This window comes from Candidatus Nitrosarchaeum limnium BG20 (assembly GCF_000241145.1).
Taxonomy (GTDB): Archaea; Thermoproteota; Nitrososphaeria; order Nitrososphaerales; family Nitrosopumilaceae; genus Nitrosarchaeum; species Nitrosarchaeum limnae.
The window spans coordinates 1-11383 of record NZ_AHJG01000026.1; the positions used below are offsets into that span (position 1 = coordinate 1).

13 protein-coding genes are annotated in these 11383 nt (G+C 34.5%); 4 read left to right on the forward strand and 9 right to left on the reverse strand.

Features of this window, described 5'->3' with window-relative positions:
- The first annotated feature begins 168 nt into the window (after positions 1-168).
- Positions 169-417, forward strand: coding sequence for a lipase chaperone (locus BG20_RS01035; protein ID WP_010189776.1), 249 nt, complete (start codon positions 169-171; stop codon positions 415-417).
- A gap of 2 nt (positions 418-419) precedes the next feature.
- On the opposite strand, the gene BG20_RS11765 is transcribed toward BG20_RS01035, so the two are convergent.
- The 6 genes from BG20_RS11765 to ileS form a co-directional block, all read right to left on the reverse strand.
- Positions 420-587: a 50S ribosomal protein L40 gene (locus BG20_RS11765; RefSeq protein WP_010189778.1), complete on the reverse strand. Its 168-nt coding sequence runs from the start codon at positions 585-587 to the stop codon at positions 420-422.
- A gap of 31 nt (positions 588-618) precedes the next feature.
- Positions 619-1536, reverse strand: a complete 918-nt coding sequence (locus BG20_RS01040; protein WP_010189780.1) for a succinate--CoA ligase subunit alpha — start codon at positions 1534-1536, stop codon at positions 619-621.
- Entirely contained in the window at positions 1533-2639 is a 1107-nt protein-coding gene (locus BG20_RS01045; protein WP_010189782.1) for a succinate--CoA ligase subunit beta, read from the reverse strand. The genes BG20_RS01040 and BG20_RS01045 overlap by 4 nt, the downstream gene beginning before the upstream one ends.
- Before the next feature lie 40 nt (positions 2640-2679).
- Complete coding sequence (locus BG20_RS01050; protein WP_007401990.1) at positions 2680-3009, reverse strand: hypothetical protein; 330 nt, start codon at positions 3007-3009, stop codon at positions 2680-2682.
- 98 nt (positions 3010-3107) lie between these two features.
- Positions 3108-3695, reverse strand: a complete 588-nt coding sequence (gene dps / locus BG20_RS01055; RefSeq protein ID WP_010189785.1) for a DNA protection during starvation protein — start codon at positions 3693-3695, stop codon at positions 3108-3110.
- A 61-nt stretch (positions 3696-3756) separates the two neighbouring features.
- Complete coding sequence (gene ileS / locus BG20_RS01060) at positions 3757-6954, reverse strand: isoleucine--tRNA ligase (RefSeq protein ID WP_010189786.1); 3198 nt, start codon at positions 6952-6954, stop codon at positions 3757-3759.
- A gap of 193 nt (positions 6955-7147) precedes the next feature.
- Between ileS and purD the strand changes: the two genes are divergently transcribed.
- Positions 7148-8410 carry a phosphoribosylamine--glycine ligase gene (purD, locus tag BG20_RS01065; RefSeq protein WP_010189787.1) on the forward strand — a complete coding sequence of 421 codons (1263 nt, stop codon included), beginning with the start codon at positions 7148-7150 and terminating at the stop codon, positions 8408-8410.
- Here purD and BG20_RS01070 read toward each other — a convergent pair.
- Positions 8396-8965: a 5-formyltetrahydrofolate cyclo-ligase gene (locus tag BG20_RS01070; protein ID WP_010189788.1), complete on the reverse strand. Its 570-nt coding sequence runs from the start codon at positions 8963-8965 to the stop codon at positions 8396-8398. The genes purD and BG20_RS01070 overlap by 15 nt on opposite strands.
- On the reverse strand, positions 8955-9818 hold the full coding sequence (locus tag BG20_RS01075) for a bifunctional 5,10-methylenetetrahydrofolate dehydrogenase/5,10-methenyltetrahydrofolate cyclohydrolase (RefSeq protein ID WP_010189789.1): 864 nt from the start codon (positions 9816-9818) through the stop codon (positions 8955-8957). The genes BG20_RS01070 and BG20_RS01075 overlap by 11 nt, the downstream gene beginning before the upstream one ends.
- 32 nt (positions 9819-9850) lie before the next feature.
- Here BG20_RS01075 and BG20_RS01080 point away from each other — a divergent pair, with 32 nt between their 5' ends.
- Positions 9851-10204 (forward strand): antibiotic biosynthesis monooxygenase family protein, encoded by a 354-nt coding sequence (locus tag BG20_RS01080; RefSeq protein ID WP_010189790.1) that lies wholly within the window; start codon positions 9851-9853, stop codon positions 10202-10204.
- A gap of 87 nt (positions 10205-10291) precedes the next feature.
- A complete protein-coding gene (locus BG20_RS01085; RefSeq protein WP_010189791.1) occupies positions 10292-10525 on the forward strand; it encodes a cupin domain-containing protein in 234 nt (77 codons plus the stop codon).
- On the opposite strand, the gene purN is transcribed toward BG20_RS01085, so the two are convergent.
- A complete protein-coding gene (gene purN, locus BG20_RS01090; RefSeq protein WP_010189793.1) occupies positions 10522-11139 on the reverse strand; it encodes a phosphoribosylglycinamide formyltransferase in 618 nt (205 codons plus the stop codon). The genes BG20_RS01085 and purN overlap by 4 nt on opposite strands.
- Positions 11140-11383 lie beyond the last annotated feature (244 nt).

The window sequence follows — 11383 nt, forward strand, 5'->3', positions numbered from 1 at the left end:
TTTGAACCCTCGACCTTTGCGGGATTTCTCCATACGCAGTGTGAGTGCGTCATCCTAACCACTAGACAACCGGTCCAACAAAATTACAAAACAAGCGTCTTTTTTGCCTTTAGGTTTTGTATATCATGATAACCTTGGGCTTTTCTACTAAAAATCTGCAAACTAAACATGTCTTTACAGGAATTTGATGGATTGGTAGAGAGAATGCAATTGGCATTTGACTATGCTGCAAATTTAGGACAATACATCGAAGCTGCCAAAGTGCTTTACCAAATGAATGACCAACTGCCTGATGATCTACAATTGAGTCTTGAAGAATTAGAAAATGAAAGTATGGTGAGACAATTTATTTCCCAATATCAACCAAAGATAAGATCTGCAATTGTTGAATATAGACAGAGATTGATGAATTTTTAATTCTACTTTTTGACGCCCAAGTTTCTGTTCTTTAGTCTCAAGTATGGATTTCTACATTTTCTGCATCTAGATGCATTAATGTCGTTTCTACATCCACAGTTAAAGCATATTCTCATGACTAGACGAGCTGCTTGTGCAATTCGTTTCTTCTCAGGGTCTGTAATAGGCATTTAATTTTCTCCTTAATCTCTCTCTTTTATTCTAATCGGATTGCTGCATCTTTCCTGCTAGTAGAACTGGTACTTGTGATGGTCTTTTTGCTACAGGTATGTTTGCTTTGTTAAACATTGAAACTTTAGATTCTGCCGAACCATAAGTTCCCATAACTATTGCTCCTGCATGGCCCATTCTCTTCTCTTTTGGAGCTGCTCTTCCTGCAATGTATGCTACAGTTGGTTTTTTGAATCCAATATCGATAATTCGCTGAGCCAAAATTTCTTCAGAATCCCCTCCGATTTCTCCTACTACTACCAATCCTTCAAGGTCTGGGATGTCTTTTACCATCTCAAAAGCATCAATCATTCTAGTCCCATTTATTGGATCACCGCCAATTCCAATTGTAATTGATTGCCCAAATCCTGCATTAGTTAATGCATCAGAAATCTCATAAAGTAGAGTTCCACTTTTTGATAATACTGCAATTTTTCCTGCTTTAAATGGCATAGCTGGCATAATTCCAATTTTAATTAATTCTGGAATCATTATTCCTGGTGTGTTTGGCCCAATTATCACAGCACCTTTTTTGTTGGCTAAATCTAAAACCTCCATCGTATCTCTTACTGGAACGTGCTCTGGAATTGCAACAAGGAGTTTGATTCCTGCTTCTAATGCTTCTCTTGCTGCCCCCAAAAAGAATTTTGCTGGAACAAACACAATTGAAATTTTTGCACCTGTTGCATCCACTGCCTCTTTTACTGTATTGTAAATTGGAACCTTATCTTCAAATTTCTGCCCCCCTTTTCCTGGAGTGACACCTGCTACAATGTTTGTTCCATATGTGATCATATTTTTTGCATGCAGTGAACCATAAGCTCCTGTGATTCCTTGGACTATTACTCCCTTTTTCTTGTAATCTGAATCTTCAGGAGTTCCTTTTAGAAGTTTGAAAATGTCAGTCATTTTTTAACTCCCATAACTGCAGCATTAATTGCATCTTCAACTGAATCAAATATTTTAGTTCTAGAGCCTTTTAACATCTTTTTTGCCTTTTCTGATTCTGTACCTTTCAGTCTAGCATACACTGGTAAATCAATTAGTTTATCATCATACGCTTTAAGAAAAGCTTCTGCAACTACCGTTGTCTTTACAATTCCTCCATAGAGGTTAACTAGAATTCCTTTTACTCTACTCATTTTACTAATCAAAGTAAGTGCTTCGTAAACTGATTCTGTTGTTGCACCACCACCAACATCTAAGAAACATGCTGGTTTTCCACCATTGTCAGATAACATGTCCAGTGTAGACATTACCAGTCCTGCACCGTTTCCTACTACTGCAATATTCCCATCCAACTCCACAAGTGAGAATCCACTCTTTTCTGCTCTTTCCTCAATCTCTGTTTTCTCTTGATATTTTTGTAATTCATCATGTCTAAAGTTGCTGTTGTCGTCTGTCACAAATTTTCCATCAAGTGCCATCAATGATCCGTCTTGCATTATTGCAAGTGGGTTTATTTCAGCCAGTTCTGCTTCTTTTTCAATTGTAAGTTTTGATAATTTCTGTAAAATATCTACAAAGTCATCTGCTGCTTTTCCTTCTAATTTCATCTCTTTTGCAACTTCTTTTGCAACCTGTTCTGATACATTTCCAAGACCGACTTCTCGAATTATTTGATTTTTGACTGATTCGATTTCAACTCCGCCTTCCGGTGACGCAATAATTGTATAACATCTCTTTGAGCGATTCAAAAACATTGAAAGATAAAGTTCTTTTTTAATATCTGCCATCTTTTCAAGTAAAATTGCACGAGCCTTCTCTCCTTTGATTGTTAATCCTAACACTTGAGGATATTTCAAGTCAAATTCATCATCGTTTTGACACTTTTGAATTCCTCCTGCTTTTCCTCTGCCTCCTACTGGGACTTGAATTTTAATTACAAATGGATATCCTAATTCTTTGGCGTGTCTTCTACCCTCTTCTATGTTAGTTGATGCCTTACTTGGAAGCAGATTAATTCCATACTGTCTGAATAATTCTTTTGCTTGAAATTCTAGTAAGCGCATTTAAAACTCAGCAACTTTACGGTCTTTATTAATTATGACGCTAATTTAGCTGCTCTTCAAGAAAATCAATTACCATTAAAAACCGATCACGGCTTTTTCTTAGCAATTCCTGTGGAAATTCTTCAATGGTAAAAACAAACTGCTGATGAAAACTTGGAACCAATACTCCACCAGATGTTACTAACTGTTCAATAACATAGTCTTTGGTCAATGTGCATACAATTTCCTCATATGATTCCTCTTCCTCTTCTAATGTTTGTCTATACAATATGATTGGCTTGTTTGTCTTTGCAACAATATCTGAGCCTTTCTTTAAGAGATCCATTAAATGTTGAATTTGCCATGCATCCAGACTGATCTGTTTTACCATACACCTAGTACACGTTTTTTCTATTTATTATGCCTGATCAACTAAAAGCTAACCATATGGTTCATTTTTGAGTAAAAGAAAAGAATGTGATTTGGCTTTTATGCCATATCTAGTGCTCTAGAATGTTTTCTGGTATGCGGTCTTTCTCCAGAATATTTTCGTCTCATGTGTCCTGATGGTCTTCCATAGATTAATTCCAGGAACCATGACTCGTGCTCAATCTCTTCAGCTAGGATATCTTTTGCAATATCATACGTGGCAGGATCTTTTCCTAATGTCATCTGACAAATTTTATTCCAGTTGACAATCGCACCCTGTTCTGCTTTGAGACATTTTTCTAGAATCGCTTTATGATCTGTTGGATTTGCTGGGAGTTGTAAGAATTCACAACCAGACATTTTGATAAACTCTGTTGCATCATTTGGAAGAGCGCCACCTAATTGGTAGATTCTCTCCAGACATGATTCAAAGTGGCTAAGATCTTCTAATCTTGCATCTTCGATAATTCCTTTTAGTCCCTCTCCTTCCAAACCAGTACAATGTGCTCTGAGGTTGGTAAAGTAATAGTATGCAGTAAATTCAACTGATGCATTCTTGATTAATTCCTTTAGCAACTCATCGACATCTAGACCGTTTTGTTTTAGAACGTTGATTCCAACAACATTTGGGTTCTTTGATTCGGGCATATCTGCTTGCTGAATATTCCGTTGTAATAAAAATTTCGCGTTTGAGTAGTTTGTTCGTGATTTATTCTACAGAAATTCTAATCTTTTGACCGTCAATGTCGTCATCTTTGTATTCTTTGCATGATTGCTCAAAATTCACTTTTTTAACTCTGACTAGAAATGACAATTCTGATGATTTCTCTTTTATCATTTCCAATGACTCTTCATCTAAGTCAAGAACTGATGCCACATTAAGAATATCAGTAGGATTGTATCCTCGCTCTTTTCTTAAAGTTTGTAGTCTTCTGGCAATGTCTTTTGTAAGACCTCTTGCCATCATCTCTTTGTTTCTTGAAGTAGAAATGAATACGATATAGTTATCCCTTTTTGAAACTGCAAATCCTTCTTTGGCATCAAAATCTACTATGAAATCTTCTTTATCTAATGAAATTACTTCTCCATCGATTTTGTAATCGTATTTTCCTTGTTTTTCAAGTGCTGATATGATTTTCTCTTTGTCAGTTTCTAAGAATTCATTAACTAGTTTTCCCATGTGCTGTTTTGCTTTAGGCCCTATTCTCTTTCTTTCCAACTCTGCTGTTGATTTGAGAGGCAAGTTTAGATGCTTTAATTCTAATATTTGATCTAATCCTAATTCTTTTTCTATTTCAAATATTGTAACTTTCTCAACATTGAGTTGTGACATTAGCAAAGCAGAAAGGGATTCTAATTTTTGTTTCTGTCCTTTGCTCACACAAATCAAAGCTTCATTTAATGGCCATCTGCGTTTTAATTTTCCTTTCATTCTTGCAGCAGCTGAAATTGATACAATATCTTTCATGATGTCAAATGATTCTTCTATCTCTTCATTGACTAAATTTTCTTGATATTGTGGCCACTTGTCTAACAGAATACTCTTTTTTCCATTAAATATTGTTTGATAGAGATATTCACTTGTAAATGGACAGAGAGGATGTATCAAAATGTCTAGTGTTTTGAGAACATCACTTAGTACTGCATAAATTGCTAATCTTCTATTCTTTTTTGATTCATCTTCATCCCATAATTCTCCTCTAGTAATTGGGATGTATATCTGACTTAGATTATTGATTACAAAATCATCTACAGCTTTTGCGGCTTCGTGGAATTTACATGCCTCATTACGTTCTGTAATTTTTTTGATCAGTTTTTGTAGTTTTGATAATAGCCAAATATCTGGTGATGTTAACAGATTATTCTCTTTTGCCCATAACACATTTTTTGTATTATCAAAGTTATCGTATTCGCTATTTTGTTTAAAATATAGATGTAGATTAAATAACGTATTTAGAACTTGATATGGCCTTGACATCAATTCTTCTGTGCTAAAGCTTAGAGGCTCAATTGGGCTTGCCTTCCAAATAAAATAAAATCTAATCAAATCCACTGGATATTTTTCAAGTAATTCGGCTCCGTCAATTACATTTCCCAGGCTTTTGCTCATCTTACCTCCTTTTTCGTCAAGTACATGTCCTTGGAACAAAAATGATCTAAATGGTGCAACTGGTCCGTTGTTTAGGATTACATTTTCTATCAAAAGCGTATATGCCCATCCTCTGGTCTGATCAATCCCTTCTGTAAAAAATGGAGCCGGTATACTTTTGGAATATTCTTCGTCCGTTAATGATGAATAAGGTGCAGACCCGCTATTGTGCCAAGTATCTAAGACATATTCTTCTCTTTTTGTATTTGTGCTGTTACAGTGTTTGCATTTTATTGTAATGTTATCAATCCATGGACGATGAAGTTCAAAATTTGGGCCATCTGGTAATTTTGCAGCAGACGCTATGATTTCTTTTCTAGTAAAGAACCAATTTTGTTTTCTACAATCTCCGCATATCCATACTGGTAATGGACACCCCCAAATTCTCTCTCTTGATATACACCATGGATGTCTTTCTTTGATGATTCCCAAAAATCTATTTTTTGGCTGTTCAAAAAAATACTCTACATTTTCTGCGGCATTGATTGCTTTTTCTTCTAGTCTGTCTAGCTTGTAAAACCATCCTTTTCTGGCAAGCCATACAATTGGATGGTGTGACCTCCAACATAGTGGGTATTTGTGCTTAATTTTTCCAATCTTTACTAATCCATTGCACTCTTTGAGATCCTCTACAATTATTCTATCTGCATCTCTTACAAACATCCCCTCGTATTTTCCTGCTAGGCTGGTAAACTTTACCTGATCATTAATTGGGCTGAATACTTTGACTTTTCGTTTATTTGCAATTTTTATGTCTTCTTCACCATTTGCAGGTGACAAATGAACTAATCCGCTACCTGTTGTAATTTCTACAAATTCTTCTGATACTGCGACATGAAAATTATTTTCTTTTGCACACTCATCCAGTCCTGGAATTAAATTCAAAAGTGGATGGATGTATTTCTTTCCTTCAAACTCTGAGCCTTTTACTGTTTTTATAATTTCATATCCTTCAACGTTTATTTCTTTGAATAATTCTTCTAATCTTGTCTTTCCTACAACCCATGTTTCATTTTCAACTTTGACATATGCATAATCTTCATCCGGATTCAATCCGACCATTGCATCTGTAACTAGAGTAAATGGCATTGTAGTCCAAACAATCAGATATGCATCTTCATCTCTTAGTTTTACTTTATAGTATAACGATGGATCTTTTACCTCTTCATATCCTTGATTAACTTCTGCATGACTTAGTGATGTCTGACAACTTGGGCAATATGCTATAACTGTAAAATCTTCTTCTAGAATTTTATTTTCATGTGCCTTTTTGAGAACTTGCCATTCTCTTTCAATAAATTCATCTCGATAAGTCCAATATGCCTTGTTATGATTAAATGACATTCCAAGTAATTCATCAACTTCTACCCATTTGGTATTGAATTTTTTTACTATACGCTTGCACTCTTCAACTAATTTTTCAATTCCAACTTTTTCAATTACTTCTGATTTTCCACCTGTAACTCCAAGCTCTTTTTCTGCCTGTAATTCTACTGGGAGCCCTTGAGTATCCCATCCTCCATTAAATGTGATTTTCTTTCCTTGTAATGTGTTGAATCTATACCATAGATCCTTTATGACACGTCCCCTAAGATGGCCTGCATGTGGTATGCCGTTCATTGTAGGGGGACCTTCGATGAACATTATTTTCTCAGGCTTATCTGATTCAAAAATCAGTCTTTCTACATCGATTGATTTGACGTATTTTTTTATCTCTGATTCTATTGCTTTTGCATCAAATTTTGATGAGAGTTCCATCTTAGATTTTGATATGAGGGTGGCATTATAAAGCTAAATCGTTTTGATATTGAAATTTTGTTTGTTCCCAATTTACTGTCTCTGAAAATGATGATTGAATGAATCTGTCAAAATAAAGAAAAATTAATTGAATAAACTCTCTTTTTTAATTTCAATATCTTGGATTATATAATTGAGGAAAAAATAATTTCTATTGGTTAATGTTTTAGTCATCGGTTCTGGTGGACGTGAACATGCATTATCTTGGAAATTATCTCAAAGTTCTAAAGTCGACAAAGTTTTCACAGCCCCTGGAAATGGTGGAACTGAAAATAATATCTCACTTAACGTCGATGATTTAGATGGATTAGCAGAATTTGCTCAAAAGAATAATTGTTTTACTGTTGTTGGTCCGGAGGTGCCTTTGGCTGCAGGAATTGTAGACAAATTCAATCAAATGAATCTTAAAATTTTTGGTCCAACTAAAAACGCAGCACAACTAGAATCAAGTAAAATTTGGGCAAAAAACTTTATGAAAAGAAATGGAATTCAAACAGCACGATTTGAAATTTTCGATGATCCAAAAAAAGCAAAAGAGTATGTCAAATCCCTTGATTACAATGTAGTAGTAAAAGCAGATGGTCTTGCTTCTGGAAAGGGTGTGATTGTTTGTAATACTGCAGATGAGGCAATTGAAGCAATAGATACAATTTTAGTAAAAAAAACATTTGGCGATGCTGGAAATCGTATTATTGTAGAAGAGAGAATAGACGGAATTGAGGCATCGTACATTGCACTATGCGATGGTAACACTGCAATCCCTATGGCTTCAAGTCAGGATCATAAGAGAATTTTTGATGGTGATAAAGGTCCTAACACAGGAGGAATGGGTGCATACTCTCCAACGCCAATTATTGATGATATCCTCGCAAAAAAAATTCAAGATAAAATTATTGATAAAACAATCCAGTCGATGAAATCCGAAGGCATTATTTTCAAAGGATTTCTTTATGCTGGAGTTATGATTAGAGACAATGAACCGTATGTCTTGGAGTATAATGCAAGAATGGGTGATCCTGAATGTCAACCAATTACAATGAGGATGAATTTTGATTTGTATGATTATTTTGTAGCAAGTGTGGATGGAACTTTGTCTTTGATGCCTCAACCTCTTTGGAAAAACCAATCATCTGTTTGCATCGTCTTGGCATCTGATGGATATCCTGAATCGTTTCCAAAAGATGAAGAGATAACTGGGTTTGATTTGGTTCCTAAAAATACGATGATCTTTCATGCTGGAACAAAAAAGAAAGATGGAAAAATTCTATCAAACGGAGGTAGAGTTTTGGGAGTTACTGCACTTGGAGATACTCTGTCATCTGCAATTTCTAATGCATATGCTGCTGCAGAAAAAATCTCTTGGCCTCACAAATACTGCAGAAAAGACATTGGTAAAAAAGGACTATCTTACCTTTGATGTATCAATTATTCTATCTTCACTTACTATCCAATCTATTGTTACGTCATGATCTGAACGTGGAATGTTTTTAATTATCTGTTTTTCAAATATCAGAGAAATTGTTTCAATTTTATTTTCAGCTAAAAACCTATCATAAAATCCGTGACCATATCCTAATCTAACTCCCTTTGGAGATATCCCGACAGTTGGGACAAGTAGTATGTCCAATTTGTTGTCTTTTGGGCATTCTTCTTTAGGCTCCATTATGTCAAAACTACCGTTTTCTAGATTGCTAAAACTCTCGATTTTTCTAAACTCTATATTTTTTCCAATCACTTTTGGCAAGAATACTTGTTTTCCTTCACTAAGTACCTCTTGAATGATATCCTGTGTGTGTACTTCACTACCTATTGGATAGTATGCACCAATTTTCTGTGCTTGTCTATATGATTCAATTTTTTTTAATTTTTTTTGTATTGATTTTGCTAAAATATTCATTAAATCAAAAGATGTAGCATCTCTTTTTTCAAGAAGTAGTTTTCTTAATGATGCCTTTTCGGAATTATCTTTCAATTTGACTACTCAATGATGCAGCTGTTATTGTATTTTTCAATAGCATTGCAACTGTCATAGGTCCAACTCCTCCAGGGACTGGTGTGGCATATGATGCCTTTTGGATTATCTGCTCATAATCTGAATCTCCTGAAAGTTTTTCTTCGTACCTTGAAATTGCCACATCAATTACGATTGCATCTTTTTTTATCATGTCTTGTGTTAGTGTAAACTTGTTTCTATCACCAACGGCTGTTATTATGATGTCTGCCATCTGGCACATCTCCTTGATATTTTTTGTTTTAGAATGACATGTAATTACAGTTGCATCTCTTGCTAAAAGTAAATGGTACAAAGGTTTTCCTACCAAATTGCTTCGATTAATCAACACAACTGTTTTACCTTCTAATGCGATATTATGATAATCAAACATCTCCATTACTCCTGATGGGGTACATGCTACAAGTGCTGCCTTTTTCATTGCAAGCAGCCCTGCATTGTGTGGAGTGAGTCCATCTACATCTTTTAATGGTGAAATTCTTGACGTAGTGGCAAATTCATCTAATTGACTAGGTAACGGTAGCTGAACTAAAATCCCATGAACCGATTTGTCGTTATTCAAATCAGTGATTATCTTGTTTAATTCTAACTGAGTAGTGTTTGCTGCAAGCTTGAAATCTTTGGTAGCGATTCCTACTTCTTCACATGCTTTGTGCTTGTTTCTAACATATGTGGCAGATGCTTGATTGTCTCCAACCAGAATTGTTGCCAAACATGGATTGATTCCTTGCTTTTTTAACTCATCAACTGCTTTTCTAACCCTGTCTTTTACATTTTTGGCAATCTCTATTCCGTCTATTTTTATGCCTGTCATGTGATTGTTTTTGCATTGTAGATATTTAATCCTTGGAATTGTTCAATCATGAATTTGATAATCTTAGAAAAGAAATTATGTGTCTTCTTGCAAGTGTTATCATGTTTGTAGTAATATCTGATATCAAAATAAAATCTGACTCTGTTGATGATTTTAAAAAATGGTTTTCCGAATCAAATAAGATCGTATCAAAATTTGATGGATTTGTAAATAGACGACTATTGGAAACCAGTGATGGAAAACATCGCGTGTTAGTCGAATTTGAAAATCTTGATAAATTCAGTCAAATGCATAAAAGTCCAGAACACGAAAAACTCCATTCAACTGCAGCTACATTTATGGAGAAATTACCCGAACCAAGATTTTTCACTGTAGTGTCTCAATAGAATGAAACCTGTTTTTAATGTCGATGAATACATTAAAAAAATAAAAAAAGTAATGATTATTTTCATACTTTTATTAATAATGAAAATTTGGCTGCAGGCGTATTGGTATTACAACCTGGAGAAAAAGATACACAAGAACCACATGATAGTGATGAAGTTTATTATATTATCAAAGGGGATGGGTTTTTAAAAATTAAAGATACCGACTATCCTATTTCTGAAAATAAAATGTATTTTGTAGGTAGCAAAGTTCCACATTTCTTTCATGGAAATTCCAAAGAATTAATCGTGTTGTATTTTTTTGGTGGACCTGATTCCTAATCAATTATGGTTTTTCTGCCTGAAATTTTTATTTTCTTTTCTGCAAATAATCTGATTGCTTCAGGATACGCTTGATGCTCCTTTGCCAAAATACGTTTTGATAGTGTTTTCTCAGTATCCCCTTTTTTTATTTTAACCACTGATTGTAAAATTATTGGTCCTGTGTCTACTCCAGAATCTACAAAGTGAACAGTACATCCAGAATATTTTGATCCATACTCTATTGCTTGTTTTTGTGCATCCAATCCTGGAAAAGCTGGAAGCAAAGCTGGGTGAATGTTGATTATTCTGTTTTTGTATTTTTTTACAAACTCTGGACTGATAATTCTCATAAATCCAGCTAAACACACCAGTCCATTTTTTGGAGTAACTCCATGTTTTTCTAGAACTGATATGATTTTTTTATCATACTCCCATCTACTTCCTTTGAAATCTTTGCTTTCAATTACTTCTGTTTTGATTCCTAGCTTGCGTGCAATCTCTAATCCTCTTGCATCCTGCTTATTTGAAATTACTATAGCTGGATTTATTGGGATTTTTTTACGTTTAATTGATTTTAAAATAGATTCCATGTTGCTACCGCGACCTGAAATTAAAATTCCTAAATTCAGCAACTGCTTATCTCTAAATCAAACCTACAATTAATGTGTGTGGTTTTAAATTAATAAAATAAGCTGTTTTTTAATTTATTATTCTTATTTGCATTCTAAAGTAAATCTATTGGATTTTAGAGATGCAATTGTAATTCTATGATGTAGTATGTTTTTGAATTTTTCTATGTCTTCTTTTTTATTTGATGATGGTGGTACTAGTGAACTCACTGCCCCCAAATCTATAGCTTGATTTATCATCTCTGAA